The sequence below is a fragment of the Micromonospora cynarisoli genome, from assembly GCF_030518815.1.
GTDB lineage: Bacteria > Actinomycetota > Actinomycetes > Mycobacteriales > Micromonosporaceae > Micromonospora > Micromonospora wenchangensis.
The window spans coordinates 3,118,589-3,143,504 of record NZ_CP130426.1 but is presented as its reverse complement, the minus strand read 5'-3'; the positions used below and the strand labels follow the sequence as shown (position 1 = coordinate 3,143,504).

Here is a 24,916-nt window from a genome sequence, read left to right as displayed (position 1 = left end):
CCGTACCCTGGGGCCATGACGGGCAGGGTGGCGGCGGTGAACCTCGGCGTGGTGACGCGGGCGCGGTGGGCGGGCGACGCGAGCGGGCGCAGCGGCATCGACAAGCGGCCGGTCGACGGCCCGGTGCTGCTGCGCGCCGACGGCGTGGCCGGTGACTTCATCGGCGAGCGGCCCCAGCACGGCGGCCCCGACCAGGCGGTCTACGCCTACGCGCAGGAGGACGCCGGCTGGTGGTCGGCCGAACTGGGCCGCGACATCAGCCCCGGCGGGTTCGGCGAGAACCTGACCACCTGGGCGGTGGAGGTGACTGGCGCGGTGATCGGCGAACGCTGGGCGGTCGGCTCGGCGCTGCTCCAGGTCACCAAACCGCGTACCCCGTGCACGACCTTCGCCGGCTTCTGGGGGGTGCCCGACCTGATCAAACGGTTCACCGTCCGGGCCGCGCCCGGGGCGTACCTGCGGGTGCTGCGCGACGGTGAGGTGAGCGCCGGCGACCCGGTGGAGGTGGTGGACCGGCCGGCGCACGGCGTCACCATCGGCGAGGTGTTCCGGGCCACCAGTCTGGAGCCGGAGCTGCTGCCCCGGCTGCTCGACGTCCCCGAGCTGCCCGCCTCGACCAGGGAGAAGGTGCGCCGCCGGTTGAACGTCGCCGGCTGACCGCACCGGCCCGCCGCCCCGTCAGGCGGGGTCGGCGAAGACCTCGGCCAGCACCCGGGGCTCGGTCGCCCGCCCGTCGGTGACCTTCGCCCACCGGCCGTTGTCGGCGTTCCACTCCAGCCCGTCGAAGCGCACCCGCTTCACCCCGTGGTCGGGGGCGTGCGAGACCAGCCAGTGCGCGTACCGCCAGCCGTCCCGGGCGTCCGCGGCGGGCACCGTCACGTCGGTCAGCTCGGCCACCGCACCCGCGTCGGGCAACCCCCAGTCGAGGGTCAGGCCGCGGGTCAGCTCGGCCACCGCCGCCTGCCCGCGCATCACCGGGGTACGCCCGACCGTGCAGGCCACCGCGCCGGTCGCCTCGCCGAGCAGGGCCCGCGCCAGCACCTGGGACTCGTCGGCCCACTTCTGGTACGCCTTCGGGTACGCCGAACGCTGCACCGCCTGGGCCGCGTCGGTGACCTCCATCCGCTCCCAGCCGCGTACCTTCTTCAGCGCCTTGTAGAACCGGTTCGCCGCGTACCGCTGGTCGCGGATCTGCTCCGGGGTGCCCCAACCCTGGCTGGGGCGCTGCTGGAACAGGCCGAGCGAGTCGCGGTCGCCGTGGGCGAGGTTGCGCAGCCCCGACTCCTGGTACGCGGTGGCCAGGGCGACCACCACGGCCTGCTCGGGCATCTGCCGCTGCATGCCGATCGCGGCGATGGTGGCCGCGTTGGCCATCTGGTCGGCGTCGAGCTTCACGGTGCCGTCGGCCTGCACGGTGCAGCTACGGCCGGCGACGGGAAGCCGGAACTCCCCGTCGAGTTGACGGACTCCCCAGCCCCCGACGACGGCGAACAACGCCACCACGACCCCGGCTGCCACGAATGTCCGCGTCCGCACCCGCACCTCCCGTTTCAACGTTCGCCAAGCGTACGTCGCCAACCGGCGGCCCCGGGTCGGTCGACCGGTTCACGTTCCCGCAGCCCGGCCCGGAGAACCCCACACCCTTACACGAGGTGCGCGGACCCTCACCCTGCGCCCCTCGCGCTCACCCCGCACCCTCACCGGGCCCACCCTCCAGGGTCACCACCCATCGAGCCGGTCGTTTCTCCCGGAACGCGGACACGCCCTCACGGCCCTCTTCGGACAGGAAGTAGCAGGTGGACCGGGCGGACAGGTCGGCGATCTCCGCGCGCAGGTCCGTGGCGGCCGGGCGGCGCAGCAACTCCTTCGTCCCGGCCAGCGCCCCGGGGGCACCCCGGACCAGCGACGCGCAGTACCGCGCCACCGCCGCGTCCAGCTCACCGGCCGGCACGGCGGCGGTCACCAGCCCCACCTCGGCGGCCCGCCGACCGTCGAAGGTGTCGCCGGTCAGGTACAGCTCGGCGGCGGCCCGGGGGTGCAGCCGGGGCAGCACGGTCGCCGAGATCACCGCCGGGATCACCCCGATCCGCACCTCGGTGAAGGCGAACGTCGCCTCCTGCGCGCAGACCGCCAGGTCGGCCGCCGCGATCAGGCCCAGCCCGCCGGCCCGCGCCGGCCCGGCCACCCTGGCCAGCACCGGCTTCGGGCACTCCCGCACCGCCACCAGCACGTCACCGAGCATCCCGGCCGGCACCGACCCGCTGGCGTACGCCGCCGCCGTCTCCTTCAGATCGGCCCCCGAGCAGAACACCGGGCCGGTGTGGTCCAGCACGACCACCCGCACCGCGTCGTCGGCGACCGCCGCGGCGATCCCGGCCAGCAGCTCGGTCATCAGCGGGGTGGACAGCGCGTTGCGGTTGTGCGGGCTGTCCAGGGTGAGGGTGGTCACCCCGCGGGCCGTGGCGACCCGCACGAGTCGGTCGGGAGACGTCATGCCGGGCACACTAGTGGCCATGCCCGGCGTCCTTCCAGATGGTGAGACCGTTCCCGTCGACGGCGCGCTGCCCGGCACCGCGCTGCGTGCCGTCGGCGCGCGCGGGTTCGGCGTCTACCTGCACGTGCCGTTCTGCGCCAGCCGGTGCGGCTACTGCGACTTCAACACCTACACCGCAGCCGAGCTGGGCGGGGGCGGCGGCCGGGAGTCGTACGCCGACACGGTGCTGGCCGAGTTGGCGCTCGCCGCCCGGGTGCTCGCCGACGCCCCACCGCCCCGGGTCGACACGGTCTTCGTCGGCGGTGGCACCCCCACCCTGCTGCCCGCCGACGACCTGGCCCGCCTGCTCGACGGCATCGACCGCACCTGGGGGCTGGCCGCCGACGCCGAGGTGACCACCGAGGCCAACCCCGAGTCGGTCACCCCCGGGTCGCTGAAGACCCTGCGCGCCGCCGGCTACACCCGGATCTCGCTGGGCATGCAGTCCGCCGCCGCCGGGGTGCTGGCGGTCCTCGACCGCACCCACCGCCCGGGACGGGCCGTCGAGGCCGCCCGGGAGGCCCGCGACGCCGGGTTCGACCACGTCAACCTCGACCTGATCTACGGCACGCCGGGGGAGCGTCCCGAGGACTTCGCCGTCTCGCTGGAGCAGGTGGTCGCCGCCGGGGTCGACCACGTCAGCGCGTACGCCCTGATCGTGGAGGACGGCACCCGGCTGGCGGCCCGGATGCGGCGCGGCGAGCTGCCGTACCCCTCCGACGACGTGGCGGCGGACCGCTACCTGGCTGCCGAGGCCGCCCTCGACGCGGCCGGTTTCTCCTGGTACGAGGTCTCCAACTGGGCCCGCAGCGAGGCGGCCCGGTGCCGGCACAACCTGCTCTACTGGACCGGCGGCGACTGGTGGGGCCTCGGCCCGGGGGCGCACAGCCACGTCGGCGGGGTGCGCTGGTGGAACGTCAAACACCCCACGACGTACGCGCAGCGGCTCGCCGCCGGGCACTCACCCGGCCTGGCCCGGGAGATCCTCACCCCGGCCGAGACGTACACGGAGGACGTGATGCTGCGCCTGCGGCTCGCCTGCGGGCTGCCGCTGGACGTGCTGGATGGCGCGGGGCGGGCCGCCGCCGCGCGGGCGCTCGCCGACGGGCTGCTGGACCCGGTGGCGTACCCGCAGGGGCGGGCGGTGCTCACCCTGCGCGGCCGGCTGCTGGCCGACGCGGTGGTCCGCGACCTGCTCCCCTGAACGTGGTCCCGCCGGCCCGCCGCGCGCCGGGGCCGGCGGTGGTGCCCGACCGGCCGGGGGAGCGGCCGGTCGGGACTCACTTGATGAAGCTGGTGGACATCGGGTAGCGGTAGGCCTGCCCCTCGTTGGCCTTCATGCCGGCGATGATCCCGAACAGGATCTGGATCACCACGACCGCGATGCTGGGCAGGAAGAGCAGGCACCAGCTCACGAACAGCAGCACGAACGCGATGATCGACCAGAGGATCTGGAAGTTCAGCGCGGCCAGCGCCTGCGCCCGGACGGCAGGAGACTGCTGCCCGCGCACCAGGTAGGCGATCAGCGGGGCGACGAAGCCGAGCGGGCCGAAGCTGATCAGCGCACCGGCGGCCCCGCCGAAGTGTGCGACCAGCGCCCAGGTCTTGTCCTCGCTGTTGGCGTAGCCGCCGCTCGGCGCGCCGTAGGTGCCGCCGGTCGGATATCCGCCACCGGGCGGGGGGTAACCACCCGGCGGGGGGTAACCGCCCGCAGGCGGCTGGTCACCGGTGGGCGGCGGATACCCGCCGGGCGGGGGATAGCCGCCCGCCCCCGGTGCGCCGGACAGTGGTGCGGTGGGCGGCTCGTATGGCGAGCCCTGGGGCGCGGTCGGGTCCGGCGGGACGCCGTCCCCCGCGCCGGGAGGGCGAGGTGGTTCAGTCATGCCGCCACGGTAGGGGCTGCCGGCAAGGGTGCACCAGAGCGACACTGGTGAGGTTGGCCTCGACGTTCGGTCAGCGACCGCGCCGGCATCCGCCGGGGCGGGCGCACCGACGGTCCGTCTTGATCATCGCGGCGGCGGCCCTGCCGACGTAGACTGGCACTCGCTACAGTCGAGTGCCAGAGCGCTTTGCCCGGGTGCGGCAGCGCCCGGGGCGACGTGCGTCAGGAGGTGGAGATGGGTCTCGACGACCGCAAACTCGCCGTGCTGCGGGCGATCGTCGAGGACTACGTCGCCACGCAGGAGCCCGTCGGCAGCAAGACGCTCGTCGAGCGGCACCAGCTCGGGGTCTCCCCGGCGACCGTCCGCAACGACATGGCGGTGCTGGAGGAGGAGGGCTACATCCGGCAGCCGCACACCAGCGCCGGTCGGGTCCCCACCGACCGGGGCTACCGCCTCTTCGTCGACCGGCTCTCCCGGGTCAAGCCGCTCAGCCCCGCCGAACGCCGGGCCATCGAGCGCTTCCTGGTCGGCGCGGTCGACCTCGACGACGTGGTGCACCGCACCGTACGCCTGCTGGCGCAGCTCACCCGGCAGGTCGCCGTGGTGCAGTACCCGTCACTGGCCCGCTCGTCGGTGCGCCACCTGGAACTGGTGCCGATCTCCACCACCCGGCTGATGCTGGTCATGATCGCCGACACCGGGCGGGTCGAGCAGCGGCTGGTCGAGCTGGCCGCGCCGGTCCCCGCCGACGACGTCCTCGACCTGCGCCGGCTGGTCAACGAGAAACTGGTCGGGAGTCGGTTGTCCGACACTCCGCCCCTGGTGCAGGCGCTTGTCGACGAGAGTGCTCCGCACCTGCGCGGCGCGATGACCACCCTGTCCACCGTGCTGCTGGAGACCCTGGTGGAACGCACCGAGGAGCGGCTCGCGCTGGCCGGCACCGCCAACCTCACCCGGGGTGGCCTGCTCGACTTCCAGGGCTCGCTGCGACCCATCCTGGAGGCGCTCGAAGAGGAGGTCGTGCTGCTCAAGCTGATCGGCGAGGCGGAACCGAGCACCACCCGGGTGCTGATCGGCGACGAGAACGAGATCGACAATCTCCGTGCCGCCTCGGTGGTCAGCACCGGGTACGGCCCGGGCTCCACCATCGTCGGCGGGCTGGGCGTGCTCGGCCCGACCCGGATGGACTACCCCGGCACCATCGCCACGGTGCGGGCCGTGGCACGCTACGTGGGCGAGCTGCTGGCCCAGAACTGACCAGTCAGGGCCGGCGGCCGGCTCCGGCCGCCGACCGGTGCAAACGCGAGACGAACATGAGGACACGGAACGCAGTGGCCAGGGACTACTACGGCATTCTCGGCGTGAGCCGGGAAGCCTCCGACGACGAGATCAAGCGCGCCTACCGCAAGCTGGCGCGGCAGTTCCACCCGGACGTGAATCCGGACCCGGAGGCACAGGAGAAGTTCAAGGACATCAACGCCGCGTACGAGGTCCTCTCGGACGACCGGAAGCGGCAGATCGTCGACCTGGGCGGCGACCCGCTCGCCCCGGGCGGCGGAGGCGCCGGCGGCCCGGGCGGCCCCGGCGGCGCCGGTCCGTTCGTCGGCTTCCAGGACATCATGGACGCCTTCTTCGGCGGCGCGGCCGGTGGCACCCGTGGCCCGCGGCCGCGTACCCGGCCCGGGGCCGACGCGATCCTGCGGCTGGAACTGGACCTGCACGAGACCGCCTTCGGCGTCGAGGCCCCGATCACGGTCGACACCGCAGTGCTCTGCACCACCTGCTCCGGGGCGGGCACCGCGGCCGGCACCCACCTGGCGACCTGCGAGGCGTGCGGTGGCCGGGGCGAGGTGCAGTCGGTCCAGCGGACCTTCCTCGGTCAGGTCGTCTCGGCCCGGCCGTGCACCGTCTGCCAGGGCTACGGCACCACCATCCCGCACCCCTGCCCGACCTGCGCCGGCGACGGCCGGGTGCGGACCCGCCGCTCGCTGACCGTCAAGATCCCGGCCGGCGTCGAGGACGGCATGCGCATCCGGCTCGCCCAGCAGGGCGAGGTCGGCCCGGGTGGGGGCACCGCCGGTGACCTCTACGTCGAGATCCACGAGCGCCCGCACGACGTCTACTCCCGCAAGGGCGACGACCTGCACTGCCGGGTCACCGTGCCGATGACCGCCGCCGCGCTGGGCACCCGGCTCACCATCAAGACGCTGGACAGCGAGGAGACCGTCGACGTCAAGGCCGGCACCCAGCCGGGCAGCACGCTCCGGCTGCGCGCTCGGGGCGTACCGCACCTGCGCGGCACCGGCCGGGGTGACCTCTACGTCCACCTCGACGTGCGTACCCCGACCAAGCTCGACGCCGACCAGGAGAAGATGCTGCGGGACTTCGCCAAGACCCGGGGTGAGGAGGTCGCCGAGCTGAGCAAGCAGGGCGGCTTCTTCTCCCGGATGCGCGACGCCTTCAACGGTCACGCCTGACCGGTCGGCCTGTCCCGGTCGCCCTGACCGGTCGGGCCGCACTGGTCGGCTTGTCCTGGCCGGTCTCGTTGCGGCCGGATTGTCCCGGTTGGGGCGTCCCGGCCGGACCGGAGTCCCGGGTGGCTCCTCGGCCGGCCCGGCCGGTTAGCCTGATCGGCGTGTCCGCGCCGCTGTTCCTGGTCGAGTCGCTGCCCCCTGCCGACCAGTTCACCCTGGACGGCCCCGAGGGGCACCACGCCGCCACCGTGCAACGGCTGCGCGTCGGCGAGGAACTGCTGCTCGCCGACGGGCGGGGCGGCACCGCCGCCGCCGTGGTCACCGCCGTAGGCCGGGGCACCCTCGACGTCACCGTCACCTCCCGGTGGTACGTCGACGCGGACGTCCCCCGGCTGGTCGTGGTGCAGGGCATCGCCAAGGGCGAGCGGGGCGAGTTGGCCGTGCAGGCGATGACCGAGGTGGGGGTGGACGAGATCGTGCCCTGGGCGGCGTCCCGCTCGGTGGCGCAGTGGCGCGGCGACCGGGGCGTACGGGCCCGGGAGAAGTGGGTGGCGACGGCCCGGGAAGCGGCCAAACAGGCCCGCCGGGCGTGGCTGCCGGTGGTGGCCGGTGCCCCGGACGAGTCCACCGCCACGGTGGCCCGCCGGATCGCCGGGGCGGGCACGGCCTTCGTCCTGCACGAGGAGGCCGACGACCGGCTCACCACGGTCGACCTGCCGACCACCGGCGAGATCGTCCTGGTCGTCGGGCCGGAGGGCGGCATCGCCCCGACCGAGCTGACCGCCTTCACCGACGCGGGTGCCCGCCCCGTACGCCTGGGCCCCTCGGTCCTGCGCACCTCCACCGCAGGCCCCGCCGCCCTGGCCGTCCTCTCCACCCGCCTATCCCGCTGGTAACCGACCCACCCCCGCCGAGCCCCGCCCCCGCGGTACGTCCGGTGATCAAGAGCTTTGCGTCATCCCCGGGCCCGATCCCCGCCCCAAACCTCTTGATCACCGCTCCGTCGGTGCCGTCTCCCGGCGGTGCCCCTGGTGATCAAGAAGTTTGCGTCGTCGCCCAGCCCGTCCCCGCCCCAAACCTCTTGATCACCCCGCCCCTCAACGCTGCTCCCGGCGGTGCGTCCGGTGATCAAGAGGTTTGCGTCGCCCGTCGGCTTGGGATTGACGTAAGGCTCTTGATCAACGCGGGCGGGGGGTGGGGCGGGGGAGGGGTGGGAGGGGGGAGGGGAATGGGGGTGGTCTTTAGAGTGGGGGGATGGGAGCCGACTGTCTGTTCTGCCGCATCGTCGCCGGGGAGATTCCGGCCACCATCGTCAAGGAGACCGCCACCACCCTGGCCTTCCGCGACATCGGGCCGAAGGCGCCGGTGCACGTGCTGGTCATCCCCAAGGAGCACTACGCCGACGTGGCGACGCTCGGCCAGGGTGACCCGGGGCTGGCGGGCGAGGTGCTGGCTACGGCGGCGGCGGTGGCCGAGGACGAGGGGCTGACCGGCGACGGCTTCCGGCTGATGTTCAACACCGGCCCGTACGGTGGCCAGGAGGTCTTCCACGTGCACGCCCACCTGCTCGGCGGCGCGCCCCTGGGCCCGATGCTGGCCCGGGACCTGGCGTGACGTCGACGGCCGGCGGGGAACCCGGCCCGGGCGGCGACGGGGCGCGGGTACGGCGTCGGCTGGAACGGATGGTCCGCGGGACGCAGGCGCAGGCTCGGGTGCCCGCCCTGGCGGTGGCGCTGCACCGGGCCGACAGCCCGCTCTGGAGCTTCCAGGTCGGCGGCACCGGCAACGACACCGCCCTCGGCCCGGCGAGCCGGTTCCGGATCGGCTCGGTCACCAAGACCTTCACCTCCGTGCTGGTGATGCAGTGCCGTGACGACGGGCTGCTCGACCTGGACGACCCGCTGGGCCGGCACCTGGCGCTGCCCGCGCACGGCGACCTGACCGTACGCCGGCTGCTCTCGCACACCGCCGGGCTGCAACGCGAGCCGTACGGCGACGTCTGGGACACGTTGCGCGCGCCCCGGGTCGACGAGCTTCTCGCCGACCTGGCCCGGGTCGAGCGGGTGCTGCCCACCGGCCGCCGCTACCACTACTCCAACCTGGGCATGGCGCTGCTCGGCCGGCTGGTCGGCGCGCTGCGCGGCGGCACCTGGGCCGAGGTGCTCGCCGACCGGGTGCTCACCCCGCTGGGGCTGGCCGACACCTCGGTCGACCCGGGGCCGCAGGCGGTGACCGGTTTCCTGGTCGACGCGTACTCCGACGAGGCGCATCCGGAGCCGCCGACCGACTTCGGTGCGGTCGGGCCGGCCGCCCAGCTGTGGAGCACCGCGACGGACATGGCCCGGTGGGCGGCGTTCCTGGCCGACCCGGCCGCGCTGGACCCGACCGGCGCGGTGCTCGCCGCGACGACGCTGGACGAGATGCGCTGGCCGGTGACCACCACCGACGAGACGGTCTGGAAGGCCGGCTTCGGGCTCGGGCTGATCCTGGTCCCGTTACCCGACCGGGTGGTGCACGTGGGGCACGACGGCGCGATGCCGGGCTTCCTGGCCGGGGTGTACGGCCGGCGCGGCGGGGACGGCACGGCCGGCGCGATGGGCTGCGCGGTGCTCGCCTCCTGCGGCACCGCCGCCGAGGTGCTGGAGCTGCCGCACCGGCTGCTCGCCGCCTCGGCCGAGCACGCCCCGGCGGAGATCGTGCCGTGGCAGCCGGGCCCGGGCGCGCCCGGCCCGCTGCGTGGGCTGCTGGGCCGCTGGTGGGGCGAGGGGTTCGAGTACGTCTTCTCCTGGCACGACGGGGCGCTGCGGGCCCGGGGCGCGGACGATCCGGCGGGGCGGCCCCCGGCGGTGTTCGCGCCGACGCCGCAGTCGCCGGACGTGTTCCGGACGGTCTCCGGGCGGGAGGTCGGGGAACTGCTGCGACTCACCCGCGACGCCGACGGGACGGTGGTCGCGATGCACTGGGCCACCTACCGCTTCACCCGCCATCAGGAGACCTTCGACAGGTACGACTTCCGGGCCTGAGCGGGCGGCCCCCGCTCCGACGTCGGCCGCCGGCACGGGGCCGGGAGGCCGGTACGACCTCCCGGTCCGAACCGGGCGGGGAAAAGTGACGCGGTGCCGCCGGGGCCGAGCGGATACGATGGGAGTATCGTCCGCACGCCGCGCCAGCAGGGCACGGCGCGAGATGGAAGCAGGTGGCGCAGGGCCCCACGGCCCGATTTATGACCGGCACCCCACCTCCCGGCCCGCCCCGGGTGCAGACCAGGATCACGGTTCCCGATGCCAAGATCATGGTCAACCTGCTCGGCGCGGGCGACGAGATCCTGCGACTCGTCGAACGTTCGGTCACCAGCGACGTGCACGTTCGCGGCAACGAGATCACCATCACCGGTGCGCCCGCGGACAACGCTCTCGCCGAGCGCCTCTTCAGCGAGCTGCTCGAACTGATCGAGAAAGGCGAGACCCTGACCACTGATGCTGTCCGGCGTACCGTCGGCATGCTCGAACAGGGCGGCACCGAGCGGCCCGCCGAGGTGCTCACCCTCAACATCCTCTCCCGGCGCGGGCGCACCATCCGCCCCAAGACGCTGGGGCAGAAGACGTACGTCGACTCGATCGACGCCAACACGATCGTGTTCGGCATCGGCCCGGCCGGCACCGGCAAGACCTACCTGGCGATGGCGAAGGCCGTCCAGGCGCTCCAGGCCAAGCAGGTCAACCGGATCATCCTCACCCGTCCGGCGGTCGAGGCGGGCGAGCGGCTGGGCTTCCTGCCGGGCACCCTGAACGAGAAGATCGACCCGTACCTGCGCCCGCTCTACGACGCGCTGCACGACATGCTCGACCCGGAGTCCATCCCGAAGCTGATGGCCGCCGGCACCATCGAGGTGGCTCCGCTGGCGTACATGCGGGGCAGGGCACAGCCCTACGACGCGACGGTGCTGACTCCGGAAGGCTTCCGGCCGTTCGGGTCGCTGCGGGTCGGTGACCTGGTCATCGGCTCGAATGGGACGCCCACCCCGGTGATCGGCATCTATCCGCAGGGCCCCAGGCAGGTCTACCGGGTCACGACCCAGGACGGTGCCTCCACCCTCTGCTGTGGTGAACATCTCTGGACTGTCGCCACCCCTGAGGACAGGCGGCGCGGCGGTCGGCGCACCCTCGAGACGCGCGAGATGATTGGCAAGGAGCGGCGGGGCAACATCCGCCGGTACGAACTTCCGGTCGTGGCACCCGTGCAGCTCGAGTCGCGGGAGGTACCGCTCGACCCGTACGCCCTCGGTCTGCTGCTCGGCGACGGGGCCATCTCGACGCGGACCACCCCGGCCTTCCGCACCGCCGACCCGGAGTTGGCCGACGCGCTCGCCGCGGCACTGCCCGGCATCGAGCTGGTACGCAAAAGCAGCTACGACTACGTGCTCCGGCACGTCGACGGTCACCGGGGCGGGGTGATCGTCGCCAACCCGGTGACGCTCGTCCTCCGTGAACTGGGTCTTGCCGGTGCGAAGTCGGCGACCACGTTCGTGCCCGACGTCTACCTGCAGAACAGCGTCGACGTCCGGTTGGCCGTCCTGCAAGGGCTGCTGGACACCGACGGGGGGCCGGTCGTCCAGGCGGGGCGCACCTGTCGGGTGCAGTATTCGACGACGTCGGTCCGGTTGCGCGACGACGTCGTCTATCTGGTCCGGTCACTCGGTGGGGTGGCGACCTGGCGGGTGCGGGAGGCCGAGGGGCGGACGCCCGGTCTGGCCAACGGGCATCCGGTTTCGCACCGCGCCGATGCCTACACCGTGGAGATCCGGCTGCCCTCGGGCGTCGCGCCGTTCCGGTTGGCCCGCAAGCGTCAGCGGTACGACGAGCACGGCGGCGGACGGCCGATGCGGTTCATCGACTCGATTCTCCCGGCCGGGGTACAGGAGACGATGTGCATCCAGGTCGCGGCCCAGGACTCGTTGTACGTGACCGACGACTTCCTGGTCACCCACAACACCCTCAACGACGCGTTCATCATCCTGGACGAGGCGCAGAACACCACGCCCGAGCAGATGAAGATGTTCCTCACCCGGCTCGGCTTCGGTTCCAAGATCGTGGTGACCGGTGACGTCACCCAGGTGGACCTTCCCGGCGGGACGGCCAGCGGGCTGCGGGTGGTCCGGGAGATCCTGGGTCACGTCGAGGACGTGCACTTCGCGCAGCTCTCCAGCGCGGACGTGGTCCGGCACCGGCTGGTCGGTGAGATCGTCGACGCGTACGCCCGCTGGGACGAGCGGGAGAACCAGCAGGCGCAGGGCGTGCACGCCGTGCCGGGGCGGACCGCCCAGGGCGGCCGGGCCGGCCGACGCCGCTAACCAAACGGGCCGGCCGACGCCGCCAACCAATCAGAGGAAGACAGTTGTCCATCGAGATCGCCAACGAGTCCGGTGCCGAGGTCGACACCGACGCGGTGCTCGCCGTGGCCCGGCACGCCCTCGACGAGATGGGGGTCAACCCGCTCGCCGAGCTGTCCGTGCTGCTTGTCGACATCGGCTACATGACCGAGCTGAACCATCGCTGGATGGGCGGCGACGGCCCCACCGACGTGCTCGCCTTCCCCATGGACGAGGGCAGCGTCGACCACGGGCCGGGGGAGAGCGCCCCGGCCGGCGGTGAACCGGCCCTGCTCGGCGACATCGTGCTCTGTCCGGAGGTGGCGGCCAAGCAGGCGGCCACCGCCGGGCACAGCGCCGCCGACGAGCTGCACCTGCTCACCGTGCACGGGGTGCTGCATCTGCTCGGCTACGACCATGCCGAGCCGGAGGAGGAGCGGGAGATGTTCGCTCTCCAGGCCCGGCTGCTGGCCAGCTGGCGGTCGACCCGGTCCCGGTGATGGACATAGTCGCGGCCGGTCCGACCGCCGGCCTTCCCGATCTTCAGCTGATCTTCTTCGCGGCCGGGCTGGTGGTGCTCGCCGGCCTGATCGCGATGACCGAGGCGGCGCTGGCCGCGATCTCCCCGGCGCGCGCCGCCGAGCTGGCCCGCGACGGGGCGCGCGGCGCGCGTACCCTCCAGGCCGTCGCCGGTGACGTGGTCCGCCACCTCAACCTGTTGCTGCTGCTCCGGCTGCTCGCCGAGCTGACCGCCACCACCCTGGTCGCCCTGGTCGCGGTGGACAGCTTCGGCGCGGGCTGGCGGGCGGCGCTGGTGACCGCCGGCGCGATGACGGTGGTCAGCTTCGTGGTGGTGGGCGTGGCCCCGCGCACCCTGGGCCGGCAGCACGCGTACGCGGTGGGTCGGGCGGTGGCGCCGCTGGTGCGCTGGCTGGGCCGGGCGCTGAACCCGCTGGCCTCGCTGCTGATCCTGATCGGCAACGCGGTCACCCCGGGGCGCGGCTTCCGGGAGGGGCCGTTCGCCACCCAGGTCGAGCTGCGGGAGCTGGTCGACCTGGCCGAGCAGCGGGGGGTGGTGGAGCACGGCGAACGCCAGATGATCCACTCGGTGTTCGCGCTCGGCGACACCATCGCCCGGGAGGTGATGGTGCCGCGTACCGAGATGGTGTGGATCGAGGAGGGCAAGACCCTCTCCCAGGCGCTGGCGCTGTTCCTGCGCTCCGGGTTCTCCCGCATCCCGGTGATCGGCGAGAGCGTCGACGACGTGCTCGGCGTGCTCTACCTCAAGGACCTCATCAGGCGTACCAGGGGTGGTGACCTGCGGGCCCACCAGACCCCGGTGGCCGAGCTGATGCGGCCGGCGACGTTCGTGCCGGAGTCCAAGCCGGTCGACGACCTGCTGTCGGAGATGCAGGCCGCCCGCAACCACCTGGTCATCGTCGTCGACGAGTACGGCGGCACCGGCGGCCTGGTCACCATCGAGGACATCCTGGAGGAGATCGTCGGCGAGATCACCGACGAGTACGATGTCGAGCGCCCGCCGGTGGAGCACCTGGCCGACGGCGCGGTGCGGGTCACCGCCCGGCTGCCGGTGGAGAACCTGGGCGAGTTGTTCGACACCGAGCTGCCCACCGACGAGGTGGAGACGGTCGGTGGCCTGCTGGCGCAGGCCCTGGGGCGGGTGCCGATCCCGGGTGCCGACGCCGAGGTGGCCGGCCTCAAACTGGTCGCCGAGGGCACCACCGGCCGACGTAACCGGATAGACACCGTGCTGGTCAGCCGGGTGCCGTCGGACGGTCCCGATTCCCGTGACAGTCAGCACAGCAGCGAGGAGAGGCAACCCGCCGATGCCTGAGACACCCGTCGAGCCGGCCGCCCGGCCCACCCCGTCCGATCCGGCCGAGTTGAGCGCCGAGGACGGCAAGTTGGTCGTGTTGGCCCGTGGTGCCCGTGCCCGGGTGTCTGCCGTGGAGGGCGCGGCGGTCCGCGACCAGGACGGCCGGACGTACGCGGCGGCGAGCGTCGCGCTGCCCTCGTTGACGGTCACGGCGCTGCAACTCGCGGTGGCGTCGGCGGTGGCGGCCGGGGCGAGCCGGCTGGAGGCGGCGGTGGTGGTGACGGAGGCGTCGACGTTGGACGGTGCGGGTCACGCCGCGGTGCGGGACCTGTCCGCCGACGCGCCGATCCACGTGGCCGCGCCGGACGGCACGGTCCTCGGCACGGTGATCGAGTGACAGGCGTGGAGCAGCGGCCGTACCGGGCGGGTTTCGGGTGTTTCGTCGGGCGGCCGAACGCCGGCAAGTCGACCCTGACCAACGCGATCGTCGGCACCAAGATCGCGATCACCTCCAACAAGCCGCAGACCACGCGGCACGTCATCCGGGCCGTGCTGCACCGGCCGGATTCGCAGCTGGTCCTGGTCGACACCCCGGGCCTGCACCGGCCGCGCACCCTGCTCGGCGAGCGCCTCAACGACCTGGTGCGCACCACCTGGACGGAGGTCGACGTGATCGGCCTCTGCATTCCGGCCGACGAGCCGGTGGGCCGGGGTGACCGGTTCATCAGCGGCGAGCTGAGCGAGTTGAAGGCCACCGTGCTCGCCGTGGTCACCAAGACCGACCTGGTGGACAAGCGGCGGTTGGCCGAGCAGTTGCTCGCGGTCAGCGAGCTGGGTGACTTCGCCGCGGTGGTGCCGGTCAGCGCGGTCTCCGGGCACCAGGTGGACACCCTGGTCGACGTGATGACGGGTCACCTGCCGCCGTCGCCGCAGCTCTACCCGGACGACATGCTCACCGACGAGCCGGAGCAGGTGCTGGTCGCCGAGCTGATCCGGGAGGCGGCGCTGGAGGGGGTCCGCGACGAGCTGCCGCACTCGATCGCCGTGGTGGTGGAGGAGATGATCCCGGAGGGTCAGCTCATGAAGATCTACGCCGACGTCTACGTGGAGCGGCCCAGCCAGAAGGCGATCGTGCTCGGTCACCGGGCCAGCCGGCTCAAGGAGGTCGGCACCACCGCCCGCAGGCAGATCGAGGAGCTGCTCGGCACCCGGGTCTATCTGGACCTGCACGTCCGGGTGGCCAAGGAGTGGCAGCGCGACCCGAAGCAGTTGCGCAAGCTGGGTTTCTGATCCGGCGTCGGGGTACGCCGGGGTGTAATTCGGACACTGCTATGGGAAGTTTCACGTCAGGTACCGATTAGCAGCGGTTTCACAGGTCGGGTGCGCAGGGTAGGGGACGTCCATCCGCCCTCGACATAGATGCAGCCTGATGCGTAACCGATATCTGGATCTGCTCCGTTTCCTGGCCATCGTCCGGGTCGTGGTCTACCACGTCACCGGGCTGGCCTCGCTGACGCTTGTCTTCCCGGCCATGTCGGTCATGTTCGCCCTGGCCGGGTCGCTGATGGCCGCGTCGCTGGACCGCTCCGGCGGGCCCGCGGTCGGCCGTCGGCTGCGTCGGCTGCTGCCCTCGCTGTGGGTGGTGGCGGTGGTCTTCGTCCCGGCGATGCTGCTGACCGGGCTGGTGTTCACCCCCCGGGTGGTGCTCTGGCTGTTCCCGGTCGCCGACCCGCCTGCCAACTACTGGGGTGCGCTTGCGCTCAGCCCGATCTGGTACCTGCGGGACTACCTGTGGTTCGTGCTCGCCTCCCCGGTGGCACTGTGGCTCTTCCGCCGCGCCCCGCTGCCCACCCTGGCCGTTCCCTACCTGCTGCTGGTCGCGATCGAGGCGGGTCTGCTGACCACCACCTCGGCGGTGCTGCGCGACTTCGGGCTGTACTTCGGCGCCTGGCTGCTCGGCTTCGCCCACCATGACGGGCTGCTGCGCCGGCTGGCCGGCCGGGTGCTGGTGCCGGTGGCGCTGTTGCTGGCCGGGGCCGGTGCCGGCTGGGTTCTCACCCACCCCGGGCCGCGCGGCTACGACCTCAACGACATCCCGCTGGGCAACGCCCTGTGGTCGGCGGCGTTCATCCTGGTGGTCATCGGCCGGGCCCCGGCCACCGCCGCCTGGGTGGACCGCAACCGGATCGTCGACCGGCTGGTGACGATCGTGAACCGGCGCGCGTTGACCATCTACCTGTGGCACATGCCCTTCGTGGTGGCGCTCACCCCGCTGGTCGGGCTGGTCGGCTGGTCACCCCGCGACCCGTGGGGGCTGGCGATCCGGGTGGTGCTGGTCTTCCTCCTGGTCGGCGTGGTGACCCTGCTGGTCGGCTGGGTCGAGGACGTGGCGGCCCGCCGCCGCCCCGAGCTGGTCCCCGGCCGGCGGCCGGCCCGACCGGTGCCGGCGACGCCCGTCGTCCCGGGCCCCCGGGCGGCCGGGGCCGACGCCGCCGGGATCAGGGCCCGGTGAGGTACGCCGGGACGCCTCACCGCTGCACGACCGTCACGTTCCCGCTGCCGGTCTTGAGGTCCAGCACCAGCGACGCCCCCGGATCGTTGGTCACCCCGACGTCGGCGTCCCCCGAGCCGACGTCGGACTTCACCCGGTACCTGCCCGCCGGCACCGTCAGCTCGACGTCCCCGCTGCCGGCGTGGGCCCGCACCGAGGCCGCGGTGGTCAGGACGAGCGTGATGTTGCCGGAGCTGGTCTCGGCGGAGACGTCGCCGCCGAGCCGGGTCCCGGTGACGTCACCGGAGGACGCCCGCAGGTCGACCGGGCCGGTGACGTTCAGCACCTCGATGTTGCCCGAGCCGCTCTCGGCCCGCACCGGGCCGCTGGCGTCGGCGATCCGCAGGTTGCCCGAGCCCAGGGAGAGGTCGACCGACCCGATCTTCGCCAGCTCGACATCACCGGAGCCGGTCTTGCCCTGCACCCGCACCCCGGGCGGGGCGGTCACCTCGTACGACACCGAGCAGCGGGGTCCGCAGCCGGTGTCCAGCACCAGTTCGTCGCCGGTGATCTGGTACGTGGTGTCGGGCTGGTCGCCCTGGTAGCGGAGCACCCGCTTGACGCGTACCCCGGTGGCCGGGCCGGTGGCCCGCACCACGACGTCCCCGGAACCGGGCCGGACGGTGATCCGGGCGATCTTCGCCGCCTCGGTGGTGTCGAAGTCCAGCCGCCGGAACGCCATGGTGTCGCACCCGGTGGCGAGGATGAGGGCGACGGTCGCGCCCAGGGCGACCACGCTGCGGGGAAGTGCCATGACCAGCAACTTACGGCCGTCGCACCCCGGCGCACATCCGGGGCGCAGCACCGACCCACCCCGAGCCGACCCTGATTTCCCACCCCGAGAGAGAATGACCCGATGGCCGGGTACCGCCGACAGCTCTACCGCGACGACGCGGTGGTGCTGCGTGTGCAGAAGCTTGGCGAGTCCGACCGGATCATCACGCTGCTGACCCGCCGGCACGGCCGGCTGCGCGCGGTGGCCCGTGGGGTGCGCCGTACCACCAGCAAGTTCGGTGCCCGGCTGGAACCGTTCGGGCACGTCGACCTCCAGCTCGCCGGGGACCCGAAGGGCAACACCGGCAGTTCGCTGCACAGCGTCAGCCAGGTCGAGGGCATCGACCTGTACGGCAGGCGCTTCCTCGGTGACTACCCCCGGTACACGGCGGCGAGCGCGATCGCGGAGACGGCCGAACGCCTCACCCCCGTCGAGCGGGAACCGTCGCTGCGGCTGTTCCAGCTCACCCTCGGCGCGCTCAAGGCGCTGTCCCTGGGGGAGCACGCCACCACGCTGGTGCTCGACGCCTACCTGCTGCGCGGGATGAGCCTCGCCGGGTGGGCGCCGGCCCTGACCGCCTGCGCGGTCTGCGGCACCCCGGGGCGGCACCGGGCGTTCTCCGTACCGGCGGGTGGGGCGGTCTGCCCGGACTGCCGGCCGCCCGGCGCGGCCCACCCCGCGCCGGCCACCATCGACCTGATGTCCGCCCTCACCAGCGGTGACTGGCAGGTCGCCGACGCCACCGCCGCCGGGGTACGCCGGGAGTGCAGCGGCCTGGTCGCGGCGCACCTGCAGTGGCACCTGGAACGCGCGCTACGCTCGCTGCCGCTGGTCGACCGGGGTGGCCCGCCGACCGGTGCGCCGGACACCGGCCCGGTGGGCGGCGTGCCGGCCGGGGGCGACGGCGGTGCGCCGGGTGGCCGGGAGTTGCCGCCCCGGGTCGGTGTGGAGGGTGTGGACAGGGAGATGACCGAGTGATCCGATCGTTGAGGTCCGGCCGGCGGGAGCCGGTGCCGCCGACCCCGCACCCGTCGGGGGCACGTCCACCGGCGTTGCCCGCCGAGGCGCTGCCGAAACACGTCGCGGTGGTGATGGACGGCAACGGCCGCTGGGCCAAGGAGCGCGGCCTGCCCCGCACCAAGGGCCACGAGCAGGGGGAGTACAGCCTCTTCGACACCGTCGAGGGGGCGATCGAGCTGGGGGTGCCCTACCTGTCGGCGTACGCCTTCTCCACCGAGAACTGGCGGCGCTCGCCGGACGAGGTCCGGTTCCTGATGGGCTTCAACCGGGACGTCATCCGTCGCCGCCGCGACCAGCTCGTCGACCTGGGCGTACGGGTGGTGTGGTCGGGGCGGGCGGGCCGGCTGTGGAAGAGCGTCATCACCGAGTTGCAGACCGCGGAGGAGATGTCCCGGGGCAACTCGACGCTGACCCTCCAGTTCTGCGTCAACTACGGCGGCCAGGCCGAGATCGCCGACGCCGCCGCCGCGATCGCCCGGGAGGTGGCCGCCGGTCGGCTCGACCCGGACAAGGTCACCGAGAAGACGGTGGCGAAGTACCTCTACCACCCGGAGGTCCCCGAGGTGGACCTCTTCCTGCGCCCCTCCGGCGAGGAACGGATCTCGAACTTCATGCTCTGGCAGTCGGCGTACGCGGAGCTGGTGTTCCTGGACACGCTCTGGCCGGACTTCGACCGCCGCCACCTGTGGTACGCCTGTGAGCTGTACGCCCAGCGGGATCGCCGCTTCGGTGGCGCGCTGCCCAACCCGGTCGCCCCGCCGCGCTGACCCGGGCCACGATTGGCTATCTCACCGCCGGGGTATCCCCTGGTGAGCAGCTGATCGCGGAGGTGAGCACCCATGATTCAGAAGCGGATCGCACAGTGGGCGGTCATGGCGGTCGCCGTGCCGCTGGCCGCGGCGGGCGCCCGCCGGCTGAGCCACACCCTGAAGGCCCGTCGCGGCCCGAGCGGGGTGAGCCGGCTGCTGTCCCGGGGCGCCGACGTGCTGCGCCCGCGCAAGGCCCGCCGTCGCCGGTTCTGGTGACGACCGGCGGTCGGCCGCCCGCCGCCGACCACCCCCGGTAACGGGCCCGGCGGATGCCCCCGCCGGCCACCGGTCAGCCTGGACCGCCGTGGACCGGCACCGGGCCCATTCGTGCGAACGCCCCGCCGTTCCGGTGCGCACCGGAACGGCGGGGCGTTCGTCATGTCCTCGTGGCCCCCGGGCGGCCCCGGGCCGGTGCGGTGTGGACACCGCACCGGCGCTGAGCGGGTCCGGTCAGCCGGCCACTTCGGAGCGGTCGGCGGTCGCCCACAGGGTGTGGAACGCGCCCTCCCGGTCGGTCCGGTGGTAGGTGTGCGCGCCGAAGTTGTCCCGCAGGCCCTGGATCAGGGCCGCCGGCAGCCGCTCCGCGCGCAGCGCGTCGAAGTAGGCAAGCGAGGAGGAGAAGGCCGGGGTGGGTACGCCCGCCCGCGCCGAGTCGGCCACCACCCGACGCCAGCTCGGCACGCCGTCGCTCACCGCGTCGGCGAAGTACGGCGCGACCAGCAGCGTCGGCAGGTCCGGCTGCGAGTCGTACGCCTCGCGGATGCGGTCGAGGAAGCGCGCCCGGATGATGCAGCCGCCCCGCCAGATGGTGGCGGTGCCGCCCAGGTCGATGTCCCAGTGGTACTCGCGGCTGCCGGCCCGGATCTGGTCGAAGCCCTGCGCGTACGCGACGATCTTGCTGGCCAGCAGCGCCCGACGGACGTCCTCGACGAACGCGTCCCGGTCCTCGACCTGCCACTTCTCGCCCGCGTCGCCGAAGGTACGCCGGGCCGCCTCGCGCTGGCCGGCGTGCCCGGACAGCGACCGGGCGAAGGTCGCCTCGGCGATGCCGGTGATCGGGATGCCCAGGTCGAGGGCGATCTGCACCGTCCAGCGGCCGGTGCCCTTCTGCTCGGCCTGGTCGAGCACCACGTCGACGAACGCCTTGCCGGTGGCGGCGTCGGTGTGCGCCAGCACGTCGGCGGTGATCTCGATGAGGAACGACTCCAGCTCGCCGGTGTTCCACTCCCGGAAGATCTCCGCGATCTCCGCCGGGGTCGCCCCCAGCCCGGCCCGCAGCAGGTCGTACGCCTCGGCGATGAGCTGCATGTCGGCGTACTCGATGCCGTTGTGGACCATCTTGACGAAGTGGCCGGCGCCGTCGGGGCCGACGTGCTGGCAGCAGGGGACGCCGTCCACCTGCGCGGCGATCTTCTCGAACATCGGCCCGAGCTTCTGGTAGGACTCCGCCGAGCCGCCCGGCATGATGCTCGGCCCGAGCAGCGCGCCCTCCTCGCCACCGGACACGCCGGTGCCGACGAAGTGCAGCCCGTGCTCGCGCAGCGTCTCCTCCCGGCGGCGGGTGTCGGCGAAGTGGGCGTTGCCGGCGTCGACGACGATGTCGCCCTCCTCCAGCAGCGGCACCAGCTCGTCGATGACGGCGTCGGTGGGGGCGCCCGCCTTGACCATGACGATCACCGCGCGGGGCCGCTCCAGCGAGCCGACGAAGTCGGCCAGGGACTCCGACGGCACGAAGGTGCCCTCGTCGCCGTGCTCGGCGACCAGGCTGCGGGTGCGCTCCGGGGAACGGTTGTGCACCGCCACGGTGAACCCGTTCCGGGCCAGGTTGCGGGCCAGGTTGCGACCCATCACCGCCAGCCCGGTCACGCCGATCTGCGCCGTCGCCTGTTGCGTCATGTCGTACCCGCCACCTCTCACGTCACCTGTGTGCTGTGACCGTATCGCGAGCCCGCGAGGGCCGGCAGCCGCCGTCCACCCGGTGCCACAGGGTGGTCGCATGTCTCCGACCGGGGCCGTCGCTGTCGGCGGGAACGGTCGGCGGGAAATGCGGGTGCGCCGGGTGCGGGGGTCGGTTAGCGTGGCGGCATGCGCATCTGACGCCCTTCTCCAGAGCCGACCCGCCGCCGTGGCCGCGGGTCCGCGTGCTCGGGCGTCCGTGTCTCCCGCCCCCTGCCGACAGGGGATGACTCGTGGCCGGTCGTCCGGGGCCGATCCCGTCCGTCGACCGCCCGCGCCCGCCGCCCGCGTGGCCGGGTGGCCCTCCGCACCTCGTCAGGAGGCAGCGTATGCCCGCCAAGCGCAGTCCGAAGAAGTCCCGTCGTCCCGTACCGTCCCCGGTGGAGGTGGACGCGTCGGCGCTCGCGGCGCTCACCGTGTCGCCCGCGCACCCGGTTCCCCTCGCCGTCGCGTCGTCCCACCCGGACGTCGCCGCCCGGTCGACCCCGCCCCCACCGCCGTCGCGGTCGGGCCGGTCGGTCCGGGCCGGCTCCACCACCGCCCAGGGCCAGAACCGCCGGTACGCCTTCCGCCGCAGCTGACCCGCCGGGCGGAGTCCCGCCCGCCCGGGGCCCGTGCCGGGCGGAGGCCCGTCCCACCAGTGCGCCGAAACAGCGGTATCCGAGCCCTCGGATACCGCTGTTTCGGCTCAGTGCTGCCGACGGCCTGCCGCTCGGCGGGCCGGGCGGGTGGGTCAGCCGATCAGGGGGCGGAAGGTGCCCAGGGCGATGCTGACCGCGAGCGCGCCGCCGGCCAGGGCCGCCGCTCCGGCGATCAGCAGCCAGTCGGCGGGGCGGAACACCTGGCGGCGGGCCACCGTACGCGGGGTGCCGGCGTCGAAGCCCCGGGCGTCCATCGCCACCGCCAGCCGGGTGCCGCGCCGGATCGCCCCCACCAGCAGGGCGAACGCCGTGGCGGCGAAGAGCCGCAGCCGGGCCAGCGGGTCACGGCCGGCGTCCACGCCCCGGGCCCGGCGGGCCATGGTCAACATCTGCCACTCCTGGCCGAGTAGCGGCACCAGCCGGAACGCGGCCAGCGCGCCGATGGCGAAGCGGGCCGGGGCCTTCGCGTTCTGCACCAGCGCGTCGGCCAGGTCGGTCGGGTCGGTGGTGGCGAAGACGATCACCCCGGGCAGGGCGACCGCGAGCATCCGCAACACCAACCCCAGCGCCGTGACCAGCACCCCCGAGGTGACCAGCAGCGGCCCGGCCGCCCAGAGCACCCGGCCGGAGCGGTCGGCGGCGAACAGCATCAGGGTGACCAGGATGCCGACGGAACCGGCCAGCAGCGGCAGGGCCCGCCGGGCCAGCACCCGGTAGCGGATGCCGAACAGCGGCAGCAGCGCCAGTTCGACGGCGATGGCGACCGCCGGCGCGACCGGGTCGAGGCTGGCCACCAGCAGGAACGAGAAGACCAGCCCGGCTGCGAGCTTCGCCACCGGGTTGCGCCGGGCCAGCGGCGCACCGGGCGTCGCGACGGGTTCCAGCCCGATCACGACCGCCCCCACCCGCGGGCGCGTGGACCGGGAGCTGCCGGGGCCGTCGGCGTGGTGCGGGGGAGCGGGGCGGGGCCGGTCACGGCTGCTCCCGGGCGGGGCGCAGGGTGACCGTCCGGTCGGCGAGCGCGGCGACGAAGTCCCCGTCGTGGGTGACGGTGACCACCCCGTGTCCGGCGTCCCGCAGGTCGGCGAAGAGGCCGACCAGCTCACCCCAGGTGCGGCGGTCCTGGCCGAAGGTGGGTTCGTCGCAGATCAGCAGCCGGGGCGCGGTGGCCAGGGCGGTCGCCACGCTGAGCCGTCGGGCCTCCCCACCGGAGAGGGTGTACGGGTTGGCCCCGGCGAGCCGGGTCAGCCGCAGCCGGTCCAGCAGCTCGTCCACGGTGGCCCGGACTGCCGGTTCGGGGCGACCCGTCCGGCGCGGACCGAGGGCCAGTTCGTCGCGGACGGTACGGGTGACGAACTGGTGCTCCGGGTCCTGGAAGACCGAACCGATCCGGCCGGCCAGGGCGGGGGCCCGCCACCGGTGCGGGGGCGTGCGGGTGTCCCCGGCGGCCAGTGCGGCGGTGGCGGTCAGCTGGCCGTGCCCGGGGCGCAGCAGGCCACCGAGCAGCAGCGCGAGGGTGGACTTGCCGGCCCCGTTCGGGCCGAGGACGGCGAGCGCCTCGCCGGCGCGTACCGCCAGGTCGGTGGGGGCCAGCCGGGGCGGCAGGCCGAGCCGGTCGGCGGTGAGCAACGCCCCGCCGGGCGGTCCGGCGGCCGGCCGGGCCACGGTGGGGTGGCCGGGCACCCACACCCCCTCGGCGGCGAGCGCGGCACCGTGCGCGGCGAAGACCGCCTCCGGTGAGCCGTCGGCCCGGACCCCGCCGCCGGGGGTGAGCACCACCACCCGGTCGACCAGGGGCAGGGCGTCGGCGACCCGGTGTTCGACCAGGACGACGGTGGTGTCGGGGTCCAACGCGCCGGCCACCGCCGTGCGGACCAGGTCCGCGCCGACCGGGTCGAGGTTGGCCGTCGGCTCGTCGAGCAGCAGCAGCCCCGGCCGCAGCGCCAGCACGCCGGCCAGGGCGAGCCGCTGCTGCTCGCCGCCGGACAGCGCCGCGGTGGGCCGGTCCCGGTGGTACGGGAAACCGACCCGGCGCAGCGCCTCGTCCACCCGGGGCCAGATCTCGTCGCCGGGTACCCCCCGGTTCTCCAGGCCGAACGCGACGTCGTCCCCGCAGCGGGCCATCACGAGCTGGGACTGCGGGTCCTGGAAGACGGTGCCGACCCGCTCGCGGGCCTTGGCCGGGTCGAGGCCATCGATCTCGACGGTGCCCTCCTGCTCGCCGGAGTCCGCCGGCAGCAGCCCGGCAAGCGCGGCGAGCAGGGTGCTCTTGCCGGCCCCGGACGGCCCCAGCAGCAGCACCCGCTCCCCGTGGTCGATGCGCAGGTCGACCCCGCGTACCGCCCAGGCCCGCCGCCCCGCGTGCCGCCAGCCGAAGCCGACCAGCCTCACCCCGGCCACGCCACCGACCCTTCCCCGCTCGTCACGGCGGGGTCAGACGAGCGTACGGTCGCGGGCGGCGGGGAACCGGTCGAGCACCCCGGTCTCGGCGAGCGCCCGGGTCAGGTACCAGCCGCCGACCCCGGCGACGACGGCGGCGCTGAGCACGGTCAGCGCCGCGTACGGCAGGCGGTAGCTGACCAGGGCGTACTTGGAGTTCCAGACGAAGAAGTCGAACAGGGCGGCGCTCAGCCCGGTCATCGCCCCGGCGAGCACCGCCACCGGCAGCCGGTACGCCCGGTAGCGGAACGCGGCGAAGGCCAGTTCCGCGCCGAGACCCTGGATCAGGCCCTGGACGATGGTGATGCCGCCCCACTCCGCACCGAGCAGCGCGGAGACGGTGGCGGCGACGGCCTCGCAGAACAGGGCCGCCCCCGGCTTGCGGATGACCAGGCCGCCGAGCACGGCCGGGACGAGCCAGACGCCGTACATCACGGCCTGGCTGGCCGGTGCGGCGGCGAACGCCGGGTCGGCGGCCTTCCAGACCAGGCCCCAGGCCCAGAAGATGACGCCGAAGGCCACGGCGATCACGGCGGCGACCACGATGTCGATGGTGCGCCACCGGTTGGTGGTGGTGTGCTGCATGTCGGTGCTCCCAGTCCAGAGATCGAACCAGGAGAAGACGCACGC

General features: G+C 73.7%; 25 protein-coding genes and 2 pseudogenes. 19 read left to right on the top strand and 8 right to left on the bottom strand.

Features of this window, described 5'->3' with window-relative positions:
• Nucleotides 1–15: 15 nt before the first annotated feature.
• Nucleotides 16–657, top strand: coding sequence for an MOSC domain-containing protein (locus Q2K16_RS13040; protein ID WP_302745663.1), 642 nt, complete (start codon nucleotides 16–18; stop codon nucleotides 655–657).
• A gap of 21 nt (nucleotides 658–678) precedes the next feature.
• Here the strand turns inward: Q2K16_RS13040 and Q2K16_RS13035 are convergent, their stop codons facing one another.
• On the bottom strand, nucleotides 679–1,542 hold the full coding sequence (locus Q2K16_RS13035; protein WP_302746465.1) for a hypothetical protein: 864 nt from the start codon (nucleotides 1,540–1,542) through the stop codon (nucleotides 679–681).
• 142 nt (nucleotides 1,543–1,684) lie between these two features.
• On the bottom strand, nucleotides 1,685–2,494 hold the full coding sequence (locus Q2K16_RS13030; protein WP_302745662.1) for an enoyl-CoA hydratase-related protein: 810 nt from the start codon (nucleotides 2,492–2,494) through the stop codon (nucleotides 1,685–1,687).
• Between the two features lie 19 nt (nucleotides 2,495–2,513).
• On the opposite strand from Q2K16_RS13030, the gene hemW reads away from it, so the two are divergent.
• Nucleotides 2,514–3,737, top strand: a complete 1,224-nt coding sequence (gene hemW, locus Q2K16_RS13025; RefSeq protein ID WP_302746464.1) for a radical SAM family heme chaperone HemW — start codon at nucleotides 2,514–2,516, stop codon at nucleotides 3,735–3,737.
• A gap of 76 nt (nucleotides 3,738–3,813) precedes the next feature.
• Here hemW and Q2K16_RS13020 read toward each other — a convergent pair whose 3' ends face one another.
• Nucleotides 3,814–4,416 (bottom strand): DUF4870 domain-containing protein, encoded by a 603-nt coding sequence (locus Q2K16_RS13020; RefSeq protein ID WP_145921284.1) that lies wholly within the window; start codon nucleotides 4,414–4,416, stop codon nucleotides 3,814–3,816.
• 234 nt (nucleotides 4,417–4,650) lie between these two features.
• Between Q2K16_RS13020 and hrcA the strand changes: the two genes are divergently transcribed.
• The 13 genes and pseudogenes from hrcA (at nucleotide 4,651) to Q2K16_RS12955 (ending at nucleotide 16,607) form a co-directional block, all read left to right on the top strand.
• Nucleotides 4,651–5,673, top strand: coding sequence for a heat-inducible transcriptional repressor HrcA (gene hrcA, locus Q2K16_RS13015; RefSeq protein WP_302745659.1), 1,023 nt, complete (start codon nucleotides 4,651–4,653; stop codon nucleotides 5,671–5,673).
• 74 nt (nucleotides 5,674–5,747) lie between these two features.
• On the top strand, nucleotides 5,748–6,893 hold the full coding sequence (gene dnaJ / locus Q2K16_RS13010) for a molecular chaperone DnaJ (protein WP_302746463.1): 1,146 nt from the start codon (nucleotides 5,748–5,750) through the stop codon (nucleotides 6,891–6,893).
• 158 nt (nucleotides 6,894–7,051) lie between these two features.
• A complete protein-coding gene (locus tag Q2K16_RS13005) occupies nucleotides 7,052–7,786 on the top strand; it encodes a 16S rRNA (uracil(1498)-N(3))-methyltransferase (protein WP_302745657.1) in 735 nt (244 codons plus the stop codon).
• A gap of 358 nt (nucleotides 7,787–8,144) precedes the next feature.
• The gene (locus Q2K16_RS13000) at nucleotides 8,145–8,504 is read left to right on the top strand and encodes a histidine triad nucleotide-binding protein (protein ID WP_302745656.1); all 360 of its coding nucleotides are present in this window, start codon (nucleotides 8,145–8,147) and stop codon (nucleotides 8,502–8,504) included.
• A 68-nt stretch (nucleotides 8,505–8,572) separates the two neighbouring features.
• Nucleotides 8,573–9,913, top strand: a complete 1,341-nt coding sequence (locus Q2K16_RS12995; RefSeq protein ID WP_302746462.1) for a serine hydrolase domain-containing protein — start codon at nucleotides 8,573–8,575, stop codon at nucleotides 9,911–9,913.
• Nucleotides 9,914–10,113: 200 nt separating this feature from the next.
• Nucleotides 10,114–10,965, top strand: a pseudogene (locus tag Q2K16_RS12990) (PhoH family protein); the annotation flags it as partial.
• 102 nt (nucleotides 10,966–11,067) lie between these two features.
• Nucleotides 11,068–11,613: pseudogene (locus Q2K16_RS12985) on the top strand (LAGLIDADG family homing endonuclease); the annotation flags it as partial.
• A gap of 156 nt (nucleotides 11,614–11,769) precedes the next feature.
• Nucleotides 11,770–12,240 (top strand): PhoH family protein, encoded by a 471-nt coding sequence (locus Q2K16_RS12980; RefSeq protein ID WP_368052566.1) that lies wholly within the window; start codon nucleotides 11,770–11,772, stop codon nucleotides 12,238–12,240.
• Between the two features lie 44 nt (nucleotides 12,241–12,284).
• Complete coding sequence (gene ybeY, locus Q2K16_RS12975; protein ID WP_088644390.1) at nucleotides 12,285–12,758, top strand: rRNA maturation RNase YbeY; 474 nt, start codon at nucleotides 12,285–12,287, stop codon at nucleotides 12,756–12,758.
• Entirely contained in the window at nucleotides 12,734–14,113 is a 1,380-nt protein-coding gene (locus Q2K16_RS12970; RefSeq protein WP_302746461.1) for a hemolysin family protein, read from the top strand. The genes ybeY and Q2K16_RS12970 overlap by 25 nt, the downstream gene beginning before the upstream one ends.
• Nucleotides 14,106–14,492 (top strand): cytidine deaminase, encoded by a 387-nt coding sequence (locus Q2K16_RS12965; RefSeq protein WP_302745654.1) that lies wholly within the window; start codon nucleotides 14,106–14,108, stop codon nucleotides 14,490–14,492. The genes Q2K16_RS12970 and Q2K16_RS12965 overlap by 8 nt, the downstream gene beginning before the upstream one ends.
• Nucleotides 14,489–15,385: a GTPase Era gene (gene era / locus Q2K16_RS12960; protein ID WP_302745653.1), complete on the top strand. Its 897-nt coding sequence runs from the start codon at nucleotides 14,489–14,491 to the stop codon at nucleotides 15,383–15,385. Before Q2K16_RS12965 ends, era begins: the two co-directional genes overlap by 4 nt.
• Before the next feature lie 139 nt (nucleotides 15,386–15,524).
• Nucleotides 15,525–16,607, top strand: coding sequence for an acyltransferase family protein (locus Q2K16_RS12955; RefSeq protein WP_489671881.1), 1,083 nt, complete (start codon nucleotides 15,525–15,527; stop codon nucleotides 16,605–16,607).
• 16 nt (nucleotides 16,608–16,623) lie between these two features.
• Here Q2K16_RS12955 and Q2K16_RS12950 read toward each other — a convergent pair whose 3' ends face one another.
• Nucleotides 16,624–17,400: a DUF4097 family beta strand repeat-containing protein gene (locus tag Q2K16_RS12950; RefSeq protein WP_302745652.1), complete on the bottom strand. Its 777-nt coding sequence runs from the start codon at nucleotides 17,398–17,400 to the stop codon at nucleotides 16,624–16,626.
• Between the two features lie 102 nt (nucleotides 17,401–17,502).
• On the opposite strand from Q2K16_RS12950, the gene recO reads away from it, so the two are divergent.
• The 3 genes from recO to Q2K16_RS12935 all read left to right on the top strand — a co-directional run bounded on the left by recO (nucleotide 17,503) and on the right by Q2K16_RS12935 (nucleotide 19,466).
• On the top strand, nucleotides 17,503–18,399 hold the full coding sequence (recO, locus tag Q2K16_RS12945; protein WP_302745651.1) for a DNA repair protein RecO: 897 nt from the start codon (nucleotides 17,503–17,505) through the stop codon (nucleotides 18,397–18,399).
• A 32-nt stretch (nucleotides 18,400–18,431) separates the two neighbouring features.
• A complete protein-coding gene (locus Q2K16_RS12940; protein WP_302746460.1) occupies nucleotides 18,432–19,208 on the top strand; it encodes an isoprenyl transferase in 777 nt (258 codons plus the stop codon).
• A gap of 72 nt (nucleotides 19,209–19,280) precedes the next feature.
• Nucleotides 19,281–19,466: a hypothetical protein gene (locus tag Q2K16_RS12935; RefSeq protein ID WP_302745649.1), complete on the top strand. Its 186-nt coding sequence runs from the start codon at nucleotides 19,281–19,283 to the stop codon at nucleotides 19,464–19,466.
• A gap of 234 nt (nucleotides 19,467–19,700) precedes the next feature.
• Here the strand turns inward: Q2K16_RS12935 and gndA are convergent, their stop codons facing one another.
• Nucleotides 19,701–21,146, bottom strand: a complete 1,446-nt coding sequence (gene gndA, locus Q2K16_RS12930; protein ID WP_302745647.1) for an NADP-dependent phosphogluconate dehydrogenase — start codon at nucleotides 21,144–21,146, stop codon at nucleotides 19,701–19,703.
• A gap of 389 nt (nucleotides 21,147–21,535) precedes the next feature.
• Between gndA and Q2K16_RS12925 the strand changes: the two genes are divergently transcribed.
• Nucleotides 21,536–21,787 carry a hypothetical protein gene (locus tag Q2K16_RS12925; RefSeq protein ID WP_302745645.1) on the top strand — a complete coding sequence of 84 codons (252 nt, stop codon included), beginning with the start codon at nucleotides 21,536–21,538 and terminating at the stop codon, nucleotides 21,785–21,787.
• Between the two features lie 152 nt (nucleotides 21,788–21,939).
• On the opposite strand, the gene Q2K16_RS12920 is transcribed toward Q2K16_RS12925, so the two are convergent.
• From Q2K16_RS12920 to Q2K16_RS12910, 3 genes are all read right to left on the bottom strand, one after another.
• Nucleotides 21,940–22,740: an energy-coupling factor transporter transmembrane component T family protein gene (locus Q2K16_RS12920; protein ID WP_302745644.1), complete on the bottom strand. Its 801-nt coding sequence runs from the start codon at nucleotides 22,738–22,740 to the stop codon at nucleotides 21,940–21,942.
• A gap of 79 nt (nucleotides 22,741–22,819) precedes the next feature.
• Nucleotides 22,820–24,247, bottom strand: a complete 1,428-nt coding sequence (locus tag Q2K16_RS12915) for an ABC transporter ATP-binding protein (protein ID WP_302745643.1) — start codon at nucleotides 24,245–24,247, stop codon at nucleotides 22,820–22,822.
• A gap of 33 nt (nucleotides 24,248–24,280) precedes the next feature.
• Nucleotides 24,281–24,871, bottom strand: coding sequence for an ECF transporter S component (locus tag Q2K16_RS12910; protein ID WP_302745642.1), 591 nt, complete (start codon nucleotides 24,869–24,871; stop codon nucleotides 24,281–24,283).
• Between the last annotated feature and the right edge of the window lie 45 nt (nucleotides 24,872–24,916).

Excerpts from the sequence above, each read along its gene's own strand:
- Q2K16_RS13000 (WP_302745656.1), top strand. The coding sequence starts at position 8,145 with ATGGGAGCCGACTGTCTGTTCTGCCGCATCGTCGCCGGGGAGATTCCG.
- Q2K16_RS12980 (WP_368052566.1), top strand. The coding sequence starts at position 11,770 with ATGCGGTTCATCGACTCGATTCTCCCGGCCGGGGTACAGGAGACGATG.
- Q2K16_RS12955 (WP_489671881.1), top strand. The coding sequence starts at position 15,525 with ATGCGTAACCGATATCTGGATCTGCTCCGTTTCCTGGCCATCGTCCGG.
- Q2K16_RS13020 (WP_145921284.1), bottom strand. The coding sequence starts at position 4,416 with ATGACTGAACCACCTCGCCCTCCCGGCGCGGGGGACGGCGTCCCGCCG.
- Q2K16_RS12965 (WP_302745654.1), top strand. The coding sequence starts at position 14,106 with ATGCCTGAGACACCCGTCGAGCCGGCCGCCCGGCCCACCCCGTCCGAT.
- Q2K16_RS12910 (WP_302745642.1), bottom strand. The coding sequence starts at position 24,871 with ATGCAGCACACCACCACCAACCGGTGGCGCACCATCGACATCGTGGTC.
- Q2K16_RS13040 (WP_302745663.1), top strand. The coding sequence starts at position 16 with ATGACGGGCAGGGTGGCGGCGGTGAACCTCGGCGTGGTGACGCGGGCG.
- hemW (WP_302746464.1), top strand. The coding sequence starts at position 2,514 with ATGCCCGGCGTCCTTCCAGATGGTGAGACCGTTCCCGTCGACGGCGCG.
- hrcA (WP_302745659.1), top strand. The coding sequence starts at position 4,651 with ATGGGTCTCGACGACCGCAAACTCGCCGTGCTGCGGGCGATCGTCGAG.
- Q2K16_RS12950 (WP_302745652.1), bottom strand. The coding sequence starts at position 17,400 with ATGGCACTTCCCCGCAGCGTGGTCGCCCTGGGCGCGACCGTCGCCCTC.
- Q2K16_RS13030 (WP_302745662.1), bottom strand. The coding sequence starts at position 2,494 with ATGACGTCTCCCGACCGACTCGTGCGGGTCGCCACGGCCCGCGGGGTG.
- Q2K16_RS12935 (WP_302745649.1), top strand. The coding sequence starts at position 19,281 with ATGATTCAGAAGCGGATCGCACAGTGGGCGGTCATGGCGGTCGCCGTG.
- gndA (WP_302745647.1), bottom strand. The coding sequence starts at position 21,146 with ATGACGCAACAGGCGACGGCGCAGATCGGCGTGACCGGGCTGGCGGTG.
- Q2K16_RS12995 (WP_302746462.1), top strand. The coding sequence starts at position 8,573 with ATGGTCCGCGGGACGCAGGCGCAGGCTCGGGTGCCCGCCCTGGCGGTG.
- recO (WP_302745651.1), top strand. The coding sequence starts at position 17,503 with ATGGCCGGGTACCGCCGACAGCTCTACCGCGACGACGCGGTGGTGCTG.
- Q2K16_RS12925 (WP_302745645.1), top strand. The coding sequence starts at position 21,536 with ATGCCCGCCAAGCGCAGTCCGAAGAAGTCCCGTCGTCCCGTACCGTCC.